General features: G+C 61.5%; 19 protein-coding genes and 2 pseudogenes. 15 read left to right on the plus strand and 6 right to left on the minus strand.

Annotation, left to right across the window (positions count from 1 at the left end):
* Entirely contained in the window at positions 1 to 1,290 is a 1,290-nt protein-coding gene (locus tag P6U23_RS09095; RefSeq protein WP_407179229.1) for an acyl-CoA dehydrogenase family protein, read from the minus strand.
* Positions 1,290 to 2,117 (minus strand): alpha/beta fold hydrolase, encoded by an 828-nt coding sequence (locus P6U23_RS09100; protein WP_407179231.1) that lies wholly within the window; start codon positions 2,115 to 2,117, stop codon positions 1,290 to 1,292. Before P6U23_RS09100 ends, P6U23_RS09095 begins: the two co-directional genes overlap by 1 nt.
* 180 nt (positions 2,118 to 2,297) lie before the next feature.
* Here P6U23_RS09100 and P6U23_RS09105 point away from each other — a divergent pair, with 180 nt between their 5' ends.
* The 4 genes from P6U23_RS09105 to P6U23_RS09120 all read left to right on the plus strand — a co-directional run bounded on the left by P6U23_RS09105 (position 2,298) and on the right by P6U23_RS09120 (position 7,698).
* Positions 2,298 to 3,059 carry an SDR family NAD(P)-dependent oxidoreductase gene (locus P6U23_RS09105; RefSeq protein ID WP_407179232.1) on the plus strand — a complete coding sequence of 254 codons (762 nt, stop codon included), beginning with the start codon at positions 2,298 to 2,300 and terminating at the stop codon, positions 3,057 to 3,059.
* Positions 3,060 to 3,104: 45 nt separating this feature from the next.
* Positions 3,105 to 3,941, plus strand: a complete 837-nt coding sequence (locus tag P6U23_RS09110; RefSeq protein WP_407179234.1) for an enoyl-CoA hydratase family protein — start codon at positions 3,105 to 3,107, stop codon at positions 3,939 to 3,941.
* An 85-nt stretch (positions 3,942 to 4,026) separates the two neighbouring features.
* Positions 4,027 to 6,378 (plus strand): bifunctional salicylyl-CoA 5-hydroxylase/oxidoreductase, encoded by a 2,352-nt coding sequence (locus P6U23_RS09115; protein WP_407179236.1) that lies wholly within the window; start codon positions 4,027 to 4,029, stop codon positions 6,376 to 6,378.
* A gap of 60 nt (positions 6,379 to 6,438) precedes the next feature.
* Positions 6,439 to 7,698, plus strand: coding sequence for a flavin-dependent oxidoreductase (locus P6U23_RS09120; protein ID WP_407179238.1), 1,260 nt, complete (start codon positions 6,439 to 6,441; stop codon positions 7,696 to 7,698).
* Here the strand turns inward: P6U23_RS09120 and P6U23_RS09125 are convergent.
* The gene (locus P6U23_RS09125; RefSeq protein ID WP_407179240.1) at positions 7,695 to 8,147 is read right to left on the minus strand and encodes a cupin domain-containing protein; all 453 of its coding nucleotides are present in this window, start codon (positions 8,145 to 8,147) and stop codon (positions 7,695 to 7,697) included. The genes P6U23_RS09120 and P6U23_RS09125 overlap by 4 nt on opposite strands.
* Before the next feature lie 18 nt (positions 8,148 to 8,165).
* On the minus strand, positions 8,166 to 9,341 hold the full coding sequence (locus P6U23_RS09130) for an ABC transporter substrate-binding protein (protein ID WP_407179242.1): 1,176 nt from the start codon (positions 9,339 to 9,341) through the stop codon (positions 8,166 to 8,168).
* A 301-nt stretch (positions 9,342 to 9,642) separates the two neighbouring features.
* On the opposite strand from P6U23_RS09130, the gene P6U23_RS09135 reads away from it, so the two are divergent.
* The 9 genes from P6U23_RS09135 to P6U23_RS09175 all read left to right on the plus strand — a co-directional run bounded on the left by P6U23_RS09135 (position 9,643) and on the right by P6U23_RS09175 (position 17,947).
* Positions 9,643 to 10,137 (plus strand): MarR family winged helix-turn-helix transcriptional regulator, encoded by a 495-nt coding sequence (locus P6U23_RS09135; RefSeq protein WP_407179244.1) that lies wholly within the window; start codon positions 9,643 to 9,645, stop codon positions 10,135 to 10,137.
* Between the two features lie 5 nt (positions 10,138 to 10,142).
* Entirely contained in the window at positions 10,143 to 10,958 is an 816-nt protein-coding gene (locus P6U23_RS09140; RefSeq protein ID WP_407179246.1) for an alpha/beta hydrolase, read from the plus strand.
* 144 nt (positions 10,959 to 11,102) lie between these two features.
* Positions 11,103 to 12,782, plus strand: coding sequence for an AMP-binding protein (locus tag P6U23_RS09145; RefSeq protein ID WP_407179248.1), 1,680 nt, complete (start codon positions 11,103 to 11,105; stop codon positions 12,780 to 12,782).
* A 27-nt stretch (positions 12,783 to 12,809) separates the two neighbouring features.
* Positions 12,810 to 13,265, plus strand: a complete 456-nt coding sequence (locus P6U23_RS09150) for a RidA family protein (protein WP_407179249.1) — start codon at positions 12,810 to 12,812, stop codon at positions 13,263 to 13,265.
* 119 nt (positions 13,266 to 13,384) lie between these two features.
* Positions 13,385 to 14,392, plus strand: a complete 1,008-nt coding sequence (locus tag P6U23_RS09155) for an ABC transporter substrate-binding protein (protein ID WP_407179251.1) — start codon at positions 13,385 to 13,387, stop codon at positions 14,390 to 14,392.
* 45 nt (positions 14,393 to 14,437) lie between these two features.
* A complete protein-coding gene (locus P6U23_RS09160; protein WP_407179253.1) occupies positions 14,438 to 15,253 on the plus strand; it encodes an ABC transporter permease in 816 nt (271 codons plus the stop codon).
* A gap of 3 nt (positions 15,254 to 15,256) precedes the next feature.
* Entirely contained in the window at positions 15,257 to 16,042 is a 786-nt protein-coding gene (locus tag P6U23_RS09165; protein WP_407179255.1) for an ABC transporter permease, read from the plus strand.
* A complete protein-coding gene (locus P6U23_RS09170; protein WP_407179257.1) occupies positions 16,039 to 17,100 on the plus strand; it encodes an ABC transporter ATP-binding protein in 1,062 nt (353 codons plus the stop codon). Before P6U23_RS09165 ends, P6U23_RS09170 begins: the two co-directional genes overlap by 4 nt.
* Before the next feature lie 7 nt (positions 17,101 to 17,107).
* Positions 17,108 to 17,947 carry a phosphodiesterase gene (locus P6U23_RS09175; RefSeq protein ID WP_407179259.1) on the plus strand — a complete coding sequence of 280 codons (840 nt, stop codon included), beginning with the start codon at positions 17,108 to 17,110 and terminating at the stop codon, positions 17,945 to 17,947.
* Positions 17,948 to 18,135: 188 nt separating this feature from the next.
* Here P6U23_RS09175 and P6U23_RS09180 read toward each other — a convergent pair whose 3' ends face one another.
* Positions 18,136 to 18,864, minus strand: coding sequence for a CBS domain-containing protein (locus P6U23_RS09180; RefSeq protein ID WP_407179261.1), 729 nt, complete (start codon positions 18,862 to 18,864; stop codon positions 18,136 to 18,138).
* A gap of 171 nt (positions 18,865 to 19,035) precedes the next feature.
* On the opposite strand from P6U23_RS09180, the gene P6U23_RS09185 reads away from it, so the two are divergent.
* Both P6U23_RS09185 and P6U23_RS09190 read left to right on the plus strand, forming a co-directional pair.
* Complete coding sequence (locus P6U23_RS09185) at positions 19,036 to 19,395, plus strand: hypothetical protein (RefSeq protein ID WP_407179263.1); 360 nt, start codon at positions 19,036 to 19,038, stop codon at positions 19,393 to 19,395.
* Between the two features lie 233 nt (positions 19,396 to 19,628).
* A pseudogene (locus tag P6U23_RS09190) lies at positions 19,629 to 21,304 on the plus strand (PHA/PHB synthase family protein).
* A gap of 188 nt (positions 21,305 to 21,492) precedes the next feature.
* Here the strand turns inward: P6U23_RS09190 and P6U23_RS09195 are convergent.
* Positions 21,493 to 21,777 (minus strand): annotated as a pseudogene (locus P6U23_RS09195) (GFA family protein); the annotation flags it as partial.
* Between the last annotated feature and the right edge of the window lie 28 nt (positions 21,778 to 21,805).

The following is a 21,805-nucleotide window of genomic DNA, read 5'->3' on the forward strand; positions in this document are numbered from 1 at the left end:
TCAGTCGTCCGTTTCGCCGGCCTCATAGAGCGCCTCTCTCCCGATACGATCAAGGCAAAGCTCTGCGGTCCATGGCAGCATCAGCGAGCCGCAGCGGCTATCGCGGTAGATTCGCTCCAGTGACAGCGATTTCAGCATGGCCTGACCCCCGCAGGTGCGGATCGCCAGCGTCGCGATCTCGTTGGCACCTTCCATGCACGAATATTGCGCGGCATAGGCACGCAAGACCTGCTCCTTGCTCGGATTGGCGCGCGCCTCGCTGACCGCCTGAAACCAAATCGCCTTGATCTGCTCGAGTTTGATTTGCATCTGCGCGACCGCGATCTGCTTGGTCGGATACATTCGCCGTTTGACGGGCGGCGTGCCCGGAACTTCCCCGCGCAGATAACGGACCGTGAAATCATAAGCCGCTTGGGCGAGGCCCATATAGGTCGGCGAAAGCGTGAGGAACATATGCGGCCAGCGCAGCGCCGCCTGGAAGTAGACGCCACGCGGCATCAGGGCCGCATCGTCCTCCACGAACACGTCCTTGAACAGGAGCGTGCGCGATACCGTCCCGCGCATGCCGAGCGGATCCCAGTCGCCAACGACAGAGACGCCGCCTGCGTTGGCTGGAATGGCAAGATAGAGCGTGTTGCGACGCGACGCTTTTTCGCCTTCAGCGATCTCGGTGCAAAGCACCCCGTAATAGTCGGCATGTCCGGAGAGCGAGGCGAAGATCTTTTTCCCGTTCACGATCCAGCCGCCCGTGACCGGCTTCGCCTCCGTGCCGAAAGCAACTCCACCGGCTGCAGCCGCGCCACCTTCTGAAAATGGTTGCGAGTAGATGGCGCCCTTCTCGACGATGAGTTTGTAGTGAATGGCGCGCCGGCGCTCATGCTCTGCCCGCGTTTGCGAATCCATGTCGAGATCATCGGCCAATGGCCCCGACCAGAGCGTTGAGCAGACGTGCATGTTCCAGGTCAGGGCGGTCGCGCCGCAGTAGCGGCCGATTTCCGCGGCCGCAAGGGCATAGGTCTGATAGTCGGCTCCGAGACCGCCATGCTTTTTCGGGATGGAAATCCCGAGCAATCCCGCACGATGCAAATCGGCATAATTCTCGGTCGGAAACCTTGCGTCACGGTCATAGACCGCAGCGCGCTCCGCGAACACGGTCTGGCCGAGCTCACGTGCGCGCGCGATGATCTCAGCCTGCTGCCCGGAGAGGCGGAATGCCGCCGGATCGAAGATCGGCGCGTCGAGACCGGCCTTGCCGACCCCGGTTGCATCTGTGCTGGCGTGTCGCATCATTATGTCGTTGCTTCCGTTTGGTTGACCTTCGCCTCGAGGAATTGGTCGAGCGCAGCGTTGAAGGCCTCCGGACGTTCCAAATTGACGAGATGGCCTGCGCCCGCGAGTTCAACATAGCTCGCCGATGGAATGAAGCTTGCCATCTTGGCCATCATCGGCGCCGGAGCATTGTTGTCCTTTGTGCCCGACAGCACCAGCGTGGGCTGCCTGATATGCTTCAGCGCCTGGCGCAGGTCGAACCCCAGGAGCGCCAGCATGCAGGCGCGATAACTCGCTTCCGGAACGCTCGCCATACACTCGCGAGCAATTTGCATTCCGGCGGGGTCAGGATCATCGCCGACCAGTTCCGCAACCAGTGCCGGCGCTAACGAGGCCATGCTCTCGCCGCGATCAAGCGGGCCAAGCCGTGCCGCGATGAACGACTTTTGCCAATTACCGTCGGGTTTGCCGAAGGCCGGGCTGGTTTGCGCAAGCACGACCGCGCGGGCACTATGGGGATGGTCGACGAGCCATTGTTGGACGATCATGCCGCCGATCGAGTGGCCGACCAGCACAGGTCTCCTGGCGCCGACCTGTTGCAGGAAATCCTGCAATGCGCCGGCGAGCGTCGCGATACTTACGCTCGCAAGCGGGGCCGAGCCGCCATAACCAGGCATGTCCCACGCGAGAGCATGATACCGGCTACTGAACGCCTCGAGCTGGCGTCGCCAGGCCCGTGCCGCGCCCCCGATCCCATGCAAGAATATCAGCGGCGGCAGAGCGGGGTCGCCGGCCGCTTCGTAGCAGAAGCGACCATCGTCGGTCTTGATGGGTGCAAACGCAGGCACACCAGATCTCCGATTTTCCGAGCGTGCCAATGCTAACAGGCTGCCGAAGGATGGGAAGCCATAATTTTATATCTAAAGCATTTTGGCGCTCCTGACCGGCCAGAGCCTTCCTTGCAAAACTTTGAGGCTTAAAATATACGCGAAGCACCGAGGCTGAACTCCACACGGGGAGGTTTGCGCATGTCCGGACTGCCGCATTCCTCGCATGCGCTGGTGACGGGTGGCGGCCGTGGCATAGGTCGCGAGGTCGCCGCAGCGCTGGTCCGTGCTGGTGCGACAGTCACAGTCGTTGGCCGTCATCGTCCGGCTCTCGATGCGGTCGTAGCTGCGGGTGCGGCGCATTTCGCGGAAGTGGCCGATGTCGTGGAGCAGTCGGCAGTCCATTCGGCAATTGCCGCCGCCGCGGTTCGGCAGCCGATTGATATTCTGATCGCAAATGCGGGTACCGCCGGATCCGCCCCCTTTGAAAAATCCGATGACGCGCTGTTCAGGCGCATGATGGATGTCAATTTCATGGGCGTCGTGCATGCGATCCAGGCGGTGTTGCCTGGCATGAAGGATCGGCCTTACGGGCGAATTGTCGCCGTCGCGTCGACGGCGGGTCTGAAAGGGTATTCCTATGTGAGCGCCTATAGCGCCGCGAAACATGCAGTCGTAGGCCTCGTGCGCTCACTCGCGCTCGAGCTAGCGAGCACGCGCGTGACCGTGAATGCGGTCTGCCCGGGCTTCACTGATACTGATCTCGTTGCGACCAGCATCGACAATATCATGAAGAAGACTGGGCGCAGCCGCGAGCAGGCGTTGGCCGATCTCTCCCGCCACAACCCGCAGGGGCGCCTGGTCACCCCGGCGGAGGTGGCCGACACCGTGCTTTGGCTCTGTGGTGAGGGCGCGAGCGCGATCACGGGGCAGGCCATCGCGGTTGCCGGCGGAGAGGTTTAGGATCGCTGTGCGATCCCAGGAGATAACCGAGAAGTAGGACATATCATGAGCCGTCCAGCCAATCCCGTCACCATACCCTTGGCAGATTATTCTCCTCGGCACTTTCTGCTCACCGTCGTTGAGGGCGTAGCCACGGTGACCTTAAATCGTCCTGAACGAAAGAATCCATTGACGTTCGAGAGCTACCGCGAGCTGACCGATTTCTTTCGAGCCTGCGCCTTTGATGACGCGGTCAACGCGGTCGTTGTCACCGGTGCCGGTGGAAACTTCTCTTCCGGTGGCGATGTGTTCGAGATTATCGGTCCCCTGGTGAAAATGGATACAAAGGGTTTGACCGCGTTCACGCGCATGACCGGTGACCTTGTCAAAGCCATGCGGGCATGCCCGCAGCCGATTGTCGCTGCGGTCGGTGGCATCTGTGCCGGCGCCGGAGCGATCATCGCCATGGCATCCGATATGCGACTCGCCGCCGTCGGCGCCAAGGTCGCCTTTCTGTTCAACAAGGTGGGCCTTGCCGGTTGCGATATGGGAGCCTGCGCGATCCTGCCGCGCATCATTGGGCAATCGCGGGCTTCCGAATTGCTCTATACCGGTCGTTTCATGACCGCCGAGGAGGGCGAGCGCTGGGGCTTTTTCAGCCGTATAGTCCCGGCCAGCCAGGTGCTTTCGGATGCGCAATCGCTTGCGCGTGAGATCGCCCATGGCCCAACCTTCGCCAACACCATGACGAAACGGATGCTCGCCATGGAGTGGGCGATGTCGGTGGAAGAAGCGATAGAGGCGGAGGCCGTGGCGCAGGCACTTTGCATGACGACCGCCGATTTCACCCGCGCCTTCGAGGCTTTTGCGAACAAGACGAAACCGCTATTTCAGGGTAACTGACGCCTGCTCGACGCCCGATGCGGGGACTTGCGCTAGAATATTTTAGGTTTAAAATAATTTGGCGTTGCGATAGCCGGAGGCTCCTATGAAGGTCGCGATTATCGGCGGTGGACCGGCCGGTCTCTACGCCGCGATCCTCTTGCGCAAGCAGCGGCCAGAGGCAGAAATCACGGTCTACGAGCGCAATCGCGCGGATGATACCTTCGGTTTCGGCGTTGTATTCTCGGATGCAACGCTGGACAATTTCGAAAAATATGATCTGCCGAGCTATCGCCGCATCACCGAGGAATTTGCCTACTGGGACGACATTGCCGTCCATTTTCGCGGCACCGTGCATCGGGTCGGCGGAAACGGCTTCTGCGGCTGCTCGCGACGCAAGCTGCTCTTGATCCTGCAGGAGCGGGCGCGCGAACTCGGCGTCACGCTTCGGTTCGAGACCGAAATCGAGGATGAGGCCCGGCTCGCCGATGCCGATCTCGTCATCCTGGCTGACGGCATCAACAGTCGCTTTCGCGAGAAATATGTCGACCATTTCCAGCCCGAGATCGACGTGCGCGCGAATATGTTCGCCTGGATGGGATCGACCCGGCCGCTCGACGCCTTCACCTTCATCTTCCAGGAGACCGAGTGGGGACCTTTCATTGCCCACGCCTATCAATATGAGGCAGGGCGCTCCACCTGGATCTTCGAGACCGATCCCCAGACATTCGTGCGTGCAGGACTTAGAGGGCTCAGCGAAAGGGAGTCGGCCGATCGGATGGCAGAGATTTTTGGCTGGTTCCTAGGTGGTCACCAGATTTTGACCAACCGCTCGATGTGGCGCAACTTCCCGATGATCCGAAGCAAGCGCTGGGTTAAGGAGAACATGGTCCTGCTCGGCGATGCCAAAGCAAGCGCGCATTTCTCGATCGGGTCGGGGACCAAGCTTGCGATGGAGGATGCGATCGCGCTGGCAGACGCTCTGCGCGATACTCCGAGTGTGGCTTCCGCCTTGCAGAAATACGAGCAGGGGCGCCGCGAGGAGGTTGAGAAGACGCAGCACGCAGCCGACGTATCGCTGGTCTGGTTCGAACATGTCGATCGCTTCTGGGATTTCGATCCCGTGCAGTTTGCCTTTGGCGTGATGACGCGTTCGAAGGCCATCACTTACGACAACCTGAGTTTGCGGGCGCCGGATTTCGTCGCCGAGGTCGACAAGGCTTTTGCCAGGCAGGTTCGCGCGAAGGGGTTTGATGTCGATATCAAAAGGCCGGTCGCGCCAATGTTCCAGCCGTTCCGCTTGCGGGAGATGGAGATCGTCAATCGCGCCGTGGTATCGCCGATGTGCATGTATTCGGCCAAAGACGGGATGCCCGGCGATTTTCATCTCGTGCATTACGGCTCGCGCGCCATCGGCGGCGCCGGCCTGATCTTCACCGAAATGACCTGCGTCAGCCGCGACGCCCGTATCACGCAGGGCTGTGCCGGCCTTTGGAATGACGAGCAGGAAGCCGCCTGGCGGCGGATCGTCGATTTCGTGCACGCCAATTCGGCGGCGAAATTCGCGCTGCAGCTCGGACATGCCGGGCGCAAGGGGGCGACGAAGCTGATGTGGGAGGGTATCGATCGCCCGTTGGAAGAAGGCGGTTGGGACGTGGTGTCGGCCTCACCTATTCCCTACTTTCCTGACAGCCAGGTACCGCGCGAGTTGGATCGCGCCGCAATGGATGCGATCAAGGCGGCCTTCGTTGCCGCGGCCGAGCGCGGCGAGCGCTGCGGCTTCGATATGTTGGAGCTGCATTGCGCACACGGCTATCTGCTTGCGAGCTTCATCTCGCCGCTTACCAATAAGCGTACCGACGTTTATGGCGGCTCGCTGCAAAATCGCTTGCGCTTTCCGCTCGAAGTGTTCGAGGCGATGCGATCGGTCTGGCCTAAACACAAGCCGATGTCGGTGCGCATTTCCGCAACCGACTGGGCAGAGGGTGGCATCACCGGCGATGATGCCGTGCAAATCGCACGCGCCTTTGCCGAGGCTGGTGTCGACCTGGTGGATGTTTCGACAGGACAGACCGTGCGTGATGCCCAGCCGGTCTATGGCCGCATGTTCCAGACACCGTTCTCCGATCAGGTCCGAAACGAAGCCCGGGTTGCCACGATGTGCGTCGGCAACATCACGACGGCCGATCAGGTGAATACGATCCTGGCCGCCGGCCGCGCGGATCTGGTGGCCCTTGCGCGCCCGCACCTGGTCGATCCCGCCTTCACCCTGAAAGCCGCGGCTTGGTATGGTGTGGAGGGCGTGTTCTGTCCGCCACAATATCTGCCGGGCAAAGAGCAAATCTTCCGCAACAGCGTACGAGATAGGCAAGATTTCGAGGACCTGAAAATCAAGGCCAAGCCGAAGACACGGGCGGAGCTGAAAGCCGAGGCGACAAAGCCGCTTGCGGCGGAGTGATTGGGCGTGCGACGCTAGTGCCGTTCTGTAGCTCGTCCTCGGGTGCACGGAGTTGGCGCGATGAAGGCAATTGTCGTCGGCGGCGGTATCGGTGGTCTGACCACCGCACTGATGTTGCGGGCCCGCGGCGTTGATTGCGAGGTATTCGAGCAAGCTGACGCGATCCGCGAACTCGGCGTCGGCATCAATACGCTGCCGCACGCGATCCGTGAGCTTGCGGGAATTGGTCTATTGGATCGTCTCGACGAGGTTGCGATCCGCACCGCCGAGCTGTTTTATCTGACGCGTCACGGTCAGCAGGTCTGGCACGAGAAGCGCGGGCTCGACGCCGGGCACGACGTGCCGCAGTTCTCGATCCATCGCGGTCGCTTGCAGGCGGTGATCTATCGGGCGGTGCTCGACCGTCTCGGGCCCGACGCTATCAGGACCGGCTGTCGGCTCGGTTCGTTCTCCCAGGACGAAGGCGGAGTGACCGCCTATTTCTTCGACCGTAACGGCGCCCACGTTCACACCGCGCGCGGTGACATTCTGATCGGGGCGGACGGCATCCATTCCAACGTCCGGCAGGCGCTGTTTCCCGACGAGGGACCGCCGTGCTGGAACGGACTGATGCTCTGGCGCGGCGCAATCGACTGGCCGGCCTTTCTGACCGGGCGATCAATGATCATTGCCGGCGGCTTGAATGCGAAAGCGGTGGTCTATCCCATCGCCGAAGGTTCGAGCCCGGCAAGCCGGCTGACCAATTGGGCCGTGCTGGTGCGGATCGGCGACGGCATGGCGCCGCCACCGCGCCAGGAGGATTGGTCAAGGCTCGGCAAGCCGGAAGAGCTGATGCCGCATGTTGCAGGTTTCTTCATTCCCCAGGTTGACTTTGCCGCTTTGGTGCGCGCAACGCCGGAGTTTTGGGAGTATCCCTGCTGCGATCGCGATCCGCTACCTTATTGGTCCAGCGGCCGGGTGACGTTGCTCGGCGACGCCGCGCATCCGATGTATCCGGTGGGCTCAAATGGGGCGTCTCAAGCGATCCTCGACGCCCGGTGCCTCGCTGATGCGCTGGCGCGGTCCGAGCACCCGCGGCAAGCGCTGGTGGCCTATGAGAGTCAGCGCCTGCCGATGACTGCGGAGATCGTTGCGTCAAATCGCAAGGGCGGCCCGGAAGGGGTGATCGATGCAGTGGAGCAACTCGCGCCCCAAGGCTTCACTGATCTCGATAGCGTGTTGAACTACGAGGCGCGCGAAGCGATCGTGCGGGGATACGCGGCGAGAGCGGGATTTGCCGCACGCGTGGTATCCCGCCAGGAAGACCGTCAGGCCAGTTAGGCCGGAGGCGGCGGCAAGAAGTGAATGTTGTATTCGGCCGCGAGCTTGACCACGTCCTCTGGGTTTTGCTGCTTCATGTTGTGAATGGCCCAGAACAGGTCATAGAGCCTGCGGGTGGGCGACACCCAGAACAGCGTTTTTGCCGGCTGCTGCGATTTGTTGAAGATGCCGTGCGGCTTGCCCATGGGTAGCCGCACCGTATCTCCCGGCGTTGCGATTTCCTCGGCGCCATCGAGCATGAAGTCGAGCCGGCCCTCCAGGATATAGAGATACTCGTCCTGATCAGGATGGACGTGCGGCGGGACAAATGTGCCGGACGGGAACGTCGCATGCCACGAAAAACAGTTGTCCGTGCGGTTTTTCGGCACATAGGTCTGGCCGAGGATGTTCCACGTGATGCCCTGAATGCCCTCGTTGGCCCGGGTGATCCCGGCGATCTCGGTTTTCATACGTTGTCCTCCCTCGTCTTAGTTGCCCGGCGCGCAATCCTTTGCGTAGCGATCGCCGTAATTCTCGAAGACCTTCTGCACGATTTCAGTCTGAAACTTTCCATCGGGGCGCTTGGCCACTTTGGTCAGGTAAAAGTCCTGGATCGGATAGCCATTGCTGTTGAATTTGAAGCTGCCGCGCAGCGAGGTGAAATCGGCTTTCTTCAGCGCCGATGCGACGGCATCCTTGTTGCCCAGATCGCCGTTGGTGGCCTTCACGGCGCTGTCAATCAGCAGCGCAGCGTCATAAGCCTGCATGGCATAGGTGCCGGGCACGCCGTTATAGGTTGCCTCATAGCTGCTAACGAATTTCCTGTTCTGGGGATTGTCGAGATTGGGCGCCCAGTTGGCGCCGCCGAACATGCCGACCGCGGCATCCTGCTGTGCCGGCAGCGTCGATTCATCGACGGTGAAGGCGGACAGCACCGGGATGGTATCGGCGAGCCCGGCCTGACGGTATTGCTTGACGAGGTTCACGCCCATGCCGCCGGGCATGAAGGTGAATACCGCGTCCGGCTTGAGCGAAGCGATCTTGGAAAGCTCCGGCTGGAAATCCAGCGTGCCGAGCGGCATGTAGGATTCCTCGACAATGTCGCCCTTGTAGTCGAGCTTGAAGCCGGCGACGGAATCCCGTCCCGCCTGATAATTCGGCACCAGCAAGTAGACCCGCTTGTAGCCGCGATCCTGGGCGACCTTGCCGAGAATCTCGTGCACCTGGTCGTTCTGGTACGAGGTGACATAGAAAAACGGGTTGCATCCCTTGCCGGCATAGCTAGACGGACCAGCGTTGGAACTGATCAGGAAGGTCTTGTTGTCGACGACCGGCCGATGAATCGCGAGCAGAATGTTCGAAAAGATCGGACCAACGACAAAATCGACCTTCTCGCGCTCGAGCAGGCCTTTCACTTTGGTCACGGCTGCATCAGGCTTGAGCTCGTCGTCGACGACGATGACCTCGACGTTCTTGCCGCCCATCTTGCCACCGAGATCTTTCACCGCGAGCGCAAACCCGTCGCGCGTCTGCTGGCCAAGCACCGCCGCTGGCCCTGACAAGGTGGCGATGACGCCAATCTTGATCTTGTCCTGCGCGAGGGCCGCGCTTGACACAGCGCTCAACAGGATCGCCAGTCCGGCCCAATTCGACTGTTTGCTCATTACAACTCCCCTGATCAATGGCCTCGATCTGAGCGGAAAGAGCCGGGATCCGAGCTCTCAACCTTATTCCGGCTGCGGCTCACCGCGCAAGCAAACCGGCAATGAGCTTACGCCGCCGCGACAGGATGCATGCAAGCGTCGCGCCAGTTATTTGAAATCTAAAGAATCTCCCGCTCGAGATCGGGAACGTTCAATTTTGACTTGTGCCGCGACGCAAGATATTTGAAGGTCAAAATGATTGGCCCGGCCGGCAATTTTAAGATCAGACGCCGCTCACGGCTCCTGGCAGGTTGATTTCGTCATGATGCTCGATTCAGAGACCAAGGCCGTTGAACTGCCCGAAGATCACGGCAACGAACTGCGGTTGTGGCTGCGGCTTCTGACCTGCACGACCTTGATCGAGGGTGAGGTGCGCAGTCGTCTGCGCGAGCGCTTCGACGTGACGCTGCCGCGGTTCGACTTGATGGCGCAGCTCGATAAGGCGCCTGACGGCATGACCCTGTCGGATGTCTCCAAACGCATGATGGTGTCGAACGGCAACGTGACCGGACTGGTCGAACGTCTGGTCGAATCCGGCCATCTCGACCGGCGCACGTCGGATACCGATCGCCGCGTTCAGGTGATCCGCCTGACAAAAATCGGTCGTGCGGAATTTCGCAAGATGGCGGCTGAGCATGAGCGCTGGATCGCCGACATCTTTTCGGACTTGTCGCCCAAGGATGTGCGCGAGTTGATGCGGCTATTGGCGAAGACAAAAGCGTCAGCGCAGAAGGCCGCGAACCGACGGGCACCGTGAGCCAAATGGCGGACATCGACTACGAGCTCGAATACAACAATCGGGCCCGAGTTCCGGAAAATCCAGTTCTGATGGCCGGATGGGCCCGAGATGCCGCTGCGTATCGCGAGCAGAACCCGGCGCGCACCATCGCCTATGGGCCAGAGGCCCGTCACAGGATTGATCTCTTTGCTGGCGGTCGAGACGGCCCGATCGTCGTCTTCATTCACGGTGGCTATTGGCAGGCTCTGGACGGTTCGTCCTTCAGCCATTGCGCACGCGGACTGAACGCCCATGGGATCAGCGTCGCCATTCCGAGTTACGACCTTTGCCCATCCGTCACGGTGGGTGCAATCATTGAGCAAATGCGCGCGGCAATCCGCGAGCTGGCGCGGCATGGCCGGTCACTTGTGATCAGCGGGCATTCCGCGGGCGGACATCTCGCGGCGTGCCTGCTTGCGACGGATTGGCCCGCCATCGATGCCGAGCTGCCGAGGGATATTGTCAGCGCGGCCTACGCCATTTCCGGATTGTTCGATCTCCTCCCGCTGGTTGCAACGTCGATCAACAAGGCGCTGTGCCTGAATGAGGCCTCGGCGCGAGCCGCAAGTCCATTGTTCTGGCCGCCACGAGAGGGGACGATCCTCGACGCGGTGGTTGGCGAAAGGGAAAGCGCGGAATATCTCCGCCAGAGCCGCACAATCGTCGAGCAATGGGGCCGGGCGGGCGTTGCAACCAGGTTTGGCACGATCGCCGATGCCAACCATTTTACCGCGATCGCACCCTTGGCCGATCCGGACTCGGCAATGGTTGCGCGGCTGAAGGAATTGGCCGGTCGCTGAACGGTCCGCCGCCGCCCACATCGAGGGCGTCGAATGCCCAACTTTCCGCTATTGCGTCGAATTATTTTAAGTATAAAATGTTTTGAGGATGAAACGCTGCCGGGCGTCCTGAATCTTGGTCCCGAAACAAGAGGGGCGATGCAAATGTCAGGTCAAATTCCGAGCCTTGGCCCATCTGGCCACGTCGATGATTTCACGCGGCGAAACCTTCCGCCATTCCAGCAATGGCCGGCCTTGCTGCTTGAGCGGCCGGAGTTTCAATATCCGGAATATCTCAACGCCGCGGTCGAGTTGACCGACCGCATTGTCGAGAAGGGGATGGGCGATCGCATCGCGCTGATCGGCAATGGACGGCAGCGCACCTATAAGGAGCTTGCGGATTGGTCGAACCGTCTTGCGCATGCGCTGGTGGAGAACTACGGCGTCAAGCCCGGCAATCGAATCCTGATCCGCTCCGGCAACAATCCGGCGCTGGTCGCGGCATGGCTTGCGGCAACAAAGGCCGGTGCCGTCGTCGTCAACACCATGCCGATGTTGCGCGCGGGAGAACTGACCAAGATCGTCGACAAGGCTGAGGTCGCGCTTGCATTGACCGACAGCCGCATCTCCGACGAACTGGTGGCCTGCGCGAAGACCAGCCGCTTCCTCAAGCAGGTCGTGAATTTCGATGGAACGTCGAACCATGACGCGGAGCTCGATCGCGTGGCGTTGAACAAGCCGGTTCGGTTCGAGGCGGTCAAGACGGGACGGGACGACGTCGCATTGCTGGGCTTTACGTCAGGCACGACAGGTGAGCCGAAGGCGACGATGCATTTCCATCGCGATCTCCTGATTATTGCGGATGGCTATGCAAAAGAGGTTCTCAAGGTCACGCCCGATGACGTGTTCGTGGGCTCGCCGCCGCTCGCATTTACCTTCGGACTCGGCGGTCTCGCCATCTTTCCGCTGCGCTTCGGTGCCACGGCCACGCTCTTGGAGAACGCATCACCTCCCGAGATGGTCAAGATTATCGAAACCTACGGGGCCACGATTTGCTTCACCTCGCCGACCGCCTATCGCGTGATGATGGCGGCAATGGACAAGGGCGCAGACCTGTCATCGCTGCGCCTGGCGGTCTCTGCCGGCGAGACCTTGCCGGCACCGGTTTTCGAAAGCTGGACACGGAAGACGGGCAAGCCGATCCTGGATGGGATCGGCAGCACCGAGATGCTGCACATCTTCATCACAAATCGTGTGGAAGACGCCGCCGCCGCAACGACCGGGCGGCCGGTTTCCGGGTACGAAGCAAAGGTCGTCGATGAAGACATGAACGAGCAGCCGGCGGGCACGGTCGGCAAGCTGGCGGTGCGAGGACCCACTGGATGCCGCTATCTCGCCGACAGCAGGCAAACGAACTATGTGCGCGATGGCTGGAATCTGACAGGCGACGCCTTCGTTCGTGACGAAATGGGACGCTTTTGCTTCGTCGCCCGCGCGGATGACATGATCATCTCCTCCGGATACAACATCGCCGGGCCGGAGGTGGAAGCCGCACTGTTGTCGCATCCCGCCGTGGCCGAGTGTGGGGTCGTCGGTGCGCCAGACGAGGCGCGCGGCACGATCGTCAAAGCCTATGTCGTTCTCACTTCGGGTCTCGTCGGCGACGACGCGCTCGTTGCGGCCTTGCAGGATCACGTCAAGCGCGAGATCGCACCCTACAAATATCCGCGGGCGATTGAATTCGTCGCGCAGCTACCGAAGACCGAAACCGGCAAATTGAAGCGGTTCGCCCTCAGACAGATGGCGCAGGCCGGCGCGGCCTCGCCCGGCATGGCCGCGGAATGAATCCACTCGCATGATGGAAGATTGTTCGTGAGCACGCCGAAATCACCTCACCTCGCGGTTCTGCAGACCGCAAAGGACGGACGCGTCGACGGGGCGCGGATCCTGCAGCCCAGCGGCTGGCCGATGCCAAAGGGCTATGCCAATGGTGTGGCTGCCGATGGCCGCATCGTGGTGACAGGCGGCGTGATTGGCTGGGACGACCAGGGTCGGTTGCCGACCGGTTTTGTCGCGCAGGTGCGCCAGACCTTGAGCAATATTGCGGCCATCCTGGCTGAGGGCGGGGCGCGGCCGGAGCACCTGGTCCGGCTCACGTGGTACGTCGTCGATATGGACGAGTACCTTTCAAGCCTGAAAGAACTCGGGCAGGTCTATCGAGAGATGATCGGCTCGCATTATCCGGCGATGGCGCTGGTGCAGGTTGTGCGCCTGGTCGAGAAGGAAGCCCGGGTCGAAATCGAGGCCACGGCAGTGGTCCCGCGATGAGCCGCGGGTAAACCAGCTTTGTTGCAAAGCAAAAAGGTATCCGTCGCAAAACCTTCATGCGCGGCCTATACTTGGGGGCCATTTCCCTCAGGTCCTTGCCGATACATCGGAGCCTACGCATGAAGCCTGTCCGTTTTGCCCTGATGTTGATGGTGCTGGCCGTGCTGGCGCCGTGCCAGTCGGCGAAGGCGGCCGATGTCATCTGCTATAACTGCCCGCCGGAATGGGCGGACTGGGCCTCCATGCTCAAGGCGATCAAGGCCGATCTTCACTACGATATCCCGCACGACAACAAGAACTCCGGGCAGGCGCTGGCGCAGATCCTGGCGGAGAAGAACAATCCGGTCGCCGATATCGGCTATTTCGGCGTCAACTTCGGAATGAAGGCCAAAGCGCAGGATGCGTTGGAGCCCTACAAGCCCGTCAACTGGGACCAGGTGCCTGCGGGCCTCAAGGACCCCGACGGTTACTGGACCACGATCCATTCGGGCACGCTCGGGCTGTTCGTGAACAAGGATGCGCTTGGCGGCAAGCCGGTGCCGGCCTGCTGGAAGGATCTCTTGAAGCCTGACTACAAGGGCATGGTCGGCTATCTCGATCCAAGCTCGGCTGCGGTCGGCTACGTCGGGGCGGTCGCGGTCAATCTCGCGCTCGGTGGCTCCGCCGGCAACTTCGACCCCGCGATCAACTTCTTCAAGGAACTGCGCAAGAACGAGCCGATCGTTCCAAAGCAGACGTCCTACGCCCGCGTCGTCTCAGGCGAGATGCCGATCCTTTTCGACTATGACTTCAACGCCTATCGCGCGAAGTATTCTGAGAAGGGCAATTTTGAGTTCGTGATCCCCTGCGAGGGCTCCGTGGTATTCCCCTACGTGGTCGGCCTGGTCAAGAATGCGCCCGACAAGGAAAAGGCCAAGAAAGTGCTGGACTATCTTCTGTCGGACAAGGGGCAGGCGATCTGGACCAATGCTTATCTTCGCCCGGCCCGTCCCATCGAACTGCCTGAGGCAGTCAAGAACAAATTCCTGCCCGACAGCGATTATGCGCGCGCCAAGAGCGTTGATTGGGGCGAGATGGAAAACGCGCAAAAAGGCTTTGTTGACCGCTATCTCGCCGAGGTCCGTTGATGCAATATGGTGCCTCGGCTTGAGAGGCAGGGGCACCATTTCCCGATGTCGCATCGATCCTTTCTCGGGCTGTGCCTGTTGCCGCTTGCGGTGGTCACGGCCGCGTTCTTTTTGCTGCCGATGGCGCGGCTGATCGTCACCGGCGCGGAAGGGCCGCAGGGTTTGGCGGGATACCTCGCGATCCTGGCCGAGCCTCGCTACCGCGCGACGCTGATCAACACCGTGCTGCTGGCGACCGCCACCACCGTGGTCACACTGATCGTGGCTACGATCGCCGGCATGTTCCTGCAGCGCCATCGCTTCCCCGGGCGATCAATTCTGATCGCGATGCTGACCTTTCCTCTGGCCTTTCCCGGCGTCGTGGTCGGCTTCATGATTATCCTGCTCGCCGGCCGGCAAGGCGTCATCGGCGATCTCTCGAGCCATCTGACCGGGCAGAAGCTGGTTTTTGCCTATTCGATCTATGGGCTGTTTCTCGGCTATCTCTACTTCTCGATTCCACGCGTCATCCTCACCATCATGGCCGCGGTGCAGAAGCTCGACCCAGGTCTTGAGGAGGCGGCGCGTTCGCTCGGTGCGGGCCCATGGGTGGTGCAGCGGGATGTGGTGTTGCCGGCGCTGGCGCCGGCCTTCGTCGCATCTGGCGCCATCGCTTTTGCCACCGCCATGGGGGCGTTCGGCACCGCCTTTACGCTGGCGACGAATATCGACGTGCTGCCGATGCTGATCTACACCGAGTTTACATTGGCCGCGAACTTTGCGACCTCGGCTGCACTCTCGGTCGGGCTCGGCGTCATCACCTGGTTCATTCTGGCGCTCGCCCGTTCCTTCAGCGGCAGCGCGGTGGCGGCCGCGGGATAGTCCATGCGCGATCGCCTGCTTTTCACCGCACAGCTCCTTTTCACGTTGCTCGTCGCCGCGTTCCTGGTCGTCCCTGCCGGACTCTCCATCGCCGCCGGCGTCACCGTGAATTACTTCCGCGGGATTGCGTCAGGGGTGACGCTGGAATGGATCGCGCAGGTCTGGGAGCTCTATGCCGGCACAATCCTGCTTTCTTACGTGATCGCCCTTGCGACGCTCGTGGTAACGCTGCTCGTCGGGGTGCCGGCGGCCTACGCGCTGCATGTCCGGAGCGGCAAGATTTCACGGATGATCGAGGAGGTGATCACCCTCCCGGTCGCGATTCCAGGCCTCGCCCTCGCGCTGGCCCTGTTGCTGACTTATGGGGGTGCCAGCGAATTTCGGCGATCCTGGCTGTTCATTCTCGTCGGTCACGTCATCTTCACCATGCCATTCATGGTGCGTTCGGTCATGGCCGTGTTTGCCACTGTCGACGTCAAGACCCTCGATGAAGGCGCGGCCTCGCTTGGTGCCTCGCCCTGGCGGCGCTTCCGCGATGTGATTGTCCCCAATGCCGTGCCGGGCATTCTTGCCGGCAGCCTGATGGTGGTGACACTATCGCTCGGCGAATTCAACCTGACCTGGATGCTGCACACACCCTTGACCAAGACATTGCCGATCGGCCTTGCCGACAGTTACGCCTCGATGCGGCTGGAAGTGGCCTCCGCCTATACGCTCATCTTCTTCATCATGATCATTCCGCTTTTGGTGGCGATGCAGCTCTTCGCGGACGGGAAGCAGACGAGATGAGCGCGGTTGGCGGACACGGCGCGGCCGTGGACATCAAAAATTGCGGCAAGACCTTCGCCGACGGTACGCTTGCGCTCGAGCCCGCGACGCTTGAGATCGCACGCGGCGAAACACTGGTCCTGCTGGGACCCTCCGGGTGCGGCAAAACCACCATGCTGCGGATCATCGCCGGGCTCGAACACCCAGATCCCGGCGGAACGGTGCTGTTCGACGGCAAGAATATGACCTCGTTGCCGATCGAGCGCCGCAACGTCGGCATGGTGTTTCAATCCTACGCGCTGTTCCCCAATATGACGGTCGCGGAAAACATCGCCTACGGCCTGAAGATCCGCGGCATGCCCAAAGCGGAGCGTGCGGCGCGGGTCGCCGAACTGATCGCTCTGACCAACATCGCAGGCTTGGAAAATCGGCGCATCGACCAGCTCTCCGGCGGTCAGCGCCAGCGCGTTGCCTTGGCGCGGGCGGTCGCAATCCGGCCCGGCATTCTGCTGCTGGACGAGCCACTGACGGCGCTTGATGCGGCGCTTCGCGAGCGGCTTCGCGGCGAGCTCAACCGCCTGTTGCGGGCGCTCGGCATAACGGCGATCTATGTCACGCATGACCAGGCGGAAGCCATGGAACTCGGCGACCGCATCGTCGTCATGCGCAAAGGCGCCATCGCCCAGATCGGCTCGCCGCGCGAGATCTATTTCGCGCCGCAGAACCGCTTTGTCGCCGAATTCATCGGTGCCGCGAACATCGTCGAGACTACAGTCGAAAATGGCCGGCTCGTGCTGCCGGGCGGACGCTTGCCAATCCATTGCGCGCACAACCTGCCGGAAGCCGTCGTGATGATCCGCCCCGAAACGATCGGGATCATTTCAGCGGACAGCTCCTCCTTGTCAGGTACAATCGATAGCGTCAGTTTTGTCGGCGACCGGCAGCGCCTGGTCGTCAGCGGAGCCGCCCACAAGCCCCTCACGATCGACGCGCCGAATACGATTCAAGCCAAGGCGGGGGAACGGGTCGGGCTGTCGATCGCGCCCGACGCCATTCGCCTGTTGCCGCCGGAGACCTGACGAACCCATGCCCTCGAAACCCGTTCTCATCGCGCAGATTTCGGACCTGCACATCAAGGCGCCGGGCGCGCTCGCCTATGGCCGCGTCGACACCGCAAAGGCACTTGAGCGATGCGTCGCTACTCTCAATGCGCTCGAGCCCGCGCCTGATTTCCTGGTGATTTCGGGCGATCTCGCGGACACGTCGAGCCCGGAGGAATATGAGCATCTGCGGCGCTTGCTGCAGGCCTTGAAGCTGCCGTTTGCGGCCATTCCAGGCAACCATGATTCTCGCGAACTGATGCGCGGGGCGTTCCCGCAAGCCGGCTACGCGCACAGCTCCGGCCCGCTCGACCAAAGGATCGAGCTCGGCGGGATCGATCTCTTGCTAGCCGATTCAAGTGTGCCAGGCGCGCCGCATGGCGAGCTTGCCCCGCCGAGCCTGCAGTGGCTTGAGGCAGCGCTGGCCGCTTCAGCGGATCGTCCGGCGCTAGTCTTTCTGCATCATCCGCCATTCGTTGCAGGGATCTGGCATATGGATCGCCAGAACCTGCGCAATGCGGACGAGTTGGCCGCAATCGTCATGCGCCATCCGCGGATCAGGCACATCGGCTGCGGCCATGTGCATCGCGCGACCTTGACCATGTTTGCAGGCCGTCCTTGCACGATCTGCCCCGCGCCCAATCATGCGGTCGATCTCGATCTTGCGCATCTGCGCGGTCCGTCGTTCAAGGTCGAACCGCCTGCCTTGCATCTCCACGCCTGGTTTCCGGGCGAGCAGTTCGGCAACCTGGTGACCCACCAGGTGCCGATCGGCGAATTCGACGGGCCACACCCGTTTTTTGGGCCGGACGGGAAGCTGCTGTAAAGCATCCGCGAACGGCAAAGCCGGACAAGCGTCTTCGACTGAGCCTGTCATTGCGAGGAGCCAAAGCGACGAAGCAATCCAGCCTGCATCCGCGGAGCAAGTCTGGATTGCCTCGCTTGCGCCCGCAGTGATGCCGGAGGTTGGGCGCGGGTGGCCTCGCTTCGCTCAGGCCGGTTTGCTCTGATCGCTCAGCTCGCCTTCGCCAGGTCCTCGTCTTCCGGCGAGTTCAGATACATGCCGGACATGGTGTCGACCCAGCACAGATGGTCGTGCACCTTCTTCACGCCCTCGATATTCTCCGCCGCGACGATCGCGGCCTGGCGCGCGCGTTCCTCGGTGATGACGCCGCTGAGGTGAACGACGCCGTCTTTCACGATCACGCTGAGGCCAAACGGGCACCATTCGGTCTCTTCCATCGTGGCGATGATGCGATCGCGCATGTGATCGTCGTCCGCCGTCGGGTCGGGGACTTCGCGGGCGAGGCTCGCGACAGCCTGCAGCAGATTGGCGCGCGACACGATGCCGACCAGCTTGCCGTCGCACAGGACGGGCAGCCGCTTGACGTTGTTTCTCTCCATCAGATCGACGATCTCGGCCAGCGCCGTGTCTTCGCTAATGGTCAGCGGCGTCTTGGTCATCACCTCCGAGACTTTGCGGCCGTGCTCGTGAACGAAATCGGAGGCCGATGTGCCCGGGCCTAGAATGAAACGCAGCCAGCGGCCGCGTTTGCGCTGCGTGCCGATTTCACTGCGGCGGATGAAATCGCCCTCCGACACGATCCCGACGAGCTTGCCGCTGGCGTCCACCACCGGAAGACCGCTGACATGCTTCTGCAGCATGAGATTGGCAGCATCGACGATGGTCGCGTCGGGAGCGACTGTGATGACGGGCTTGGTCATGATCTGGTGGGCGCGCATGGGGGACTCCGCGAGTTCAAGATTGCTCTGATGTCGGAACGATATTCCGGCGGTGCCGGCGTCATTTGATCGAACTCAAGTGCGGCCGGCGGCTGCGAGTTGATGCAGCTCAACATGGGCCTTGTGCGATGCCATATGGTGTTTGCCGAATGGAATTGACAGGAGGCCCCCATGGCTGAGATGTCCGAAGCGCGTGTCGCGACGGCCGAACGACCGGTCGTCGAGAAGACAGGGCCAGGCGGACAGGCGCACACGCGGTTGATCAATGTCCTGTTCGGCGCCCAGCGGGTCCTGGTTGAGGAGGCGATCTTCGCCACGGAGGAGTGGTTCGACCGGGCGCGAACGGAGACGCACTTGCTTGCCGAACTCCTGTCGAAGATGGCGGGAGCCCATTCCGTCAATAACATCCAGACGATGTGCCGGGAATGCGGCCAACATCAGATCGATTTCATTCGACGCGACTGCGACCGGCTCTTTAAGCATGGGCAGCGGATGGTCGAAGCGGCATCGAAGCTGGTCGGCACGGCCTAAAGAGACTCCTCCTCTCGGAGGCCCGGGGCTTCACGGCCTTTCCAAAGCAGGAGCTTCCTGTGCAGCAGATATCGACCAGCATCGAGAAGGCGCAAACACCATTGCTGCCCTGTCCTGCCCATAAGCAGAGCGAAGGGCAAGACCTCCACCTGCCTGGCAAAGCCGGAGCTTCGCCAGCGCCGAACCCGATTTCCGCATCCGAAGACCACGTCGCCGATCGTGCTTTCCATGCGATGCTGGCGCGACTGACCGGCGGCATCTCGCCTGCTGCACTGTCACTCGCTTACATGGATTGGGCCTGGAATTTGGCGACGGCCCCGCAACGCCAAATGGAAATCGTTCAAGAGGCCGTACGGGGCGCTGGACGTCTGCTCGGGGCGGGGCTTGGCGTCACCGCGCCGGATCAGGCCCCGTGGTCATTGATCAAGCCGCAGCCGCAGGACCGACGCTTCGCACACGCGGAATGGGAGAGCCCACCATTCAATCTCCTCGCGCAAGCGTTCCTGCTGAGCGAACGATGGTGGCACAACGCCACCACCGGGACACGCGGAGTCGCACCGGCCAATGAAGCGGTGGTGGAGTTTTCGGTTCGACAAATCCTGGATACGCTGGCGCCGTCCAACTTCGCCGCGACCAATCCCGAAGTGCTACAGAAGGCATTCCGGAGCGGTGGCGAGAACTTCGTCCTCGGTTTCCGGAATTGGTACGCAGACCTGGTGCGGCTGCTGTCACGGGGCAAGCGTTCGATCGAAGATCAGCAGTTCGTCGTCGGCAAAACCGTCGCGACTGCGCGAGGCAAAGTGGTCTTTCGCAACCACCTGATCGAACTAATCCAATACTATCCGACAACTGAAAAAGTCCGCTCCGAACCGGTCCTGATCGTCCCGGCGTGGATCATGAAGTACTACATCTTCGACCTGTCAGCTCACAATTCGCTGGTGAAATATCTGACCGACGAGGGCTTTATCGTTTTCATGATTTCCTGGCGAAACCCGACGGAGGAAGATCGCGACATCGCGTTCGATGATTATCGCGTGCTCGGGATCGAAGCCGCGCTTGCAATGATCAACTTGATCGTCCCCGGCCCGCGGATCCATGCGCTGGGATATTGTCTCGGCGGAACACTGCTGTCGATCGCCGGCGCAGCGATGGCTCGCGATGGCGATAACCGGCTGAAGTCGATTACGCTGCTTGCTGCGCAGACCGACTTCACCGAGGCTGGCGAGCTGACGTTATTCATCAATGAGAGCGAGGTCACGTTTCTGGAGGACATGATGTGGCAGCGTGGTTTTCTCGATACCACGCAGATGGCCGGTGCCTTCCAGTTGCTGCGTTCCAACGACCTGATCTGGTCGCGGGTCGCGCGCGGCTATTTGATGGGTGAGCGAGCACCGCCGAGCGATCTGATGGCCTGGAACGCCGATGCCACCCGTCTGCCCTACCGCATGCACTCCGAATATCTGCGCAAGCTCTTCCTGCGCAACGATCTGGCCGAAGGCCGTTATCTGGTGAAAGGCAAGTCTATCGCGCTTTCGGATATCCATACCCCAATGTTCGTGGTCGGCACCGTTAGGGACCACGTCGCGCCCTGGAAATCGGTTTACAAGATCCATTACCAGGTGGACGCGGACGTCACCTTTCTCTTGACCGGCGGCGGTCACAACGCCGGCATCGTCGCGCCACCGCAGAGCCGGGGCACACTTACCAGGTCATGACCAAAGGCGCGGACGCTCCCTATGTCGGTGCGGATGAATGGCTGAAACTCGCGCCGGGATATGAGGGATCCTGGTGGCCGGAGTGGAGCGCATGGCTGTCCGCACGATCAGGCGGCTTGTGCGAACCGCCGCACGTCGGCGTCGCCAGCAGCCAGGCTCTGCCGGATGCCCCGGGCGATTACGTGCATCTCTGATATGGCGGCGGAATCGGCACCCGCTACGACAAGCTGGCGCGGCACTAGGCCTCGGCGGTCGCGCTAACCACCGCGATTACCTTCTGGTGCTCCGCGCACCGCCGTTCCACGGCATCAAAGTCTGCAACATGGAGGCGGTCAGTTTCCAGGCGAGAGCTTGCCGAGGGGTTGTCGGCTGACAGCGATAGTTAGTTAGCCGGGATGACGCGGAGTGTGCCTGCTCGACGCGTTGGCCTGCCAGTGTCGTTCGTGTGATTGACGCCATCCATGACAGGCACCTCAGAGAAATCGAATGGGCTTAGCCCGTCCAGGCAAGCCACGTTTACTGCATATAGATTCTGATTAGATCGTCGTGAATGATGAAAGCGGTAGCTTTTTAACGCATCCTCGCCCTGCAGGATCTTGATCCCACCCATTTCGGCCATGACAACGATGGGGGGATGCAATGCGGACATTCGGCCTGATCCGCACGTTTGAGACGGCCCAACGCGAGACCCTTGT

Origin of the sequence: Bradyrhizobium sp. STM 3562 (genome assembly GCF_045571435.1) — a bacterium.
In the GTDB taxonomy this organism is placed as follows: Bacteria; Pseudomonadota; Alphaproteobacteria; order Rhizobiales; family Xanthobacteraceae; genus Bradyrhizobium.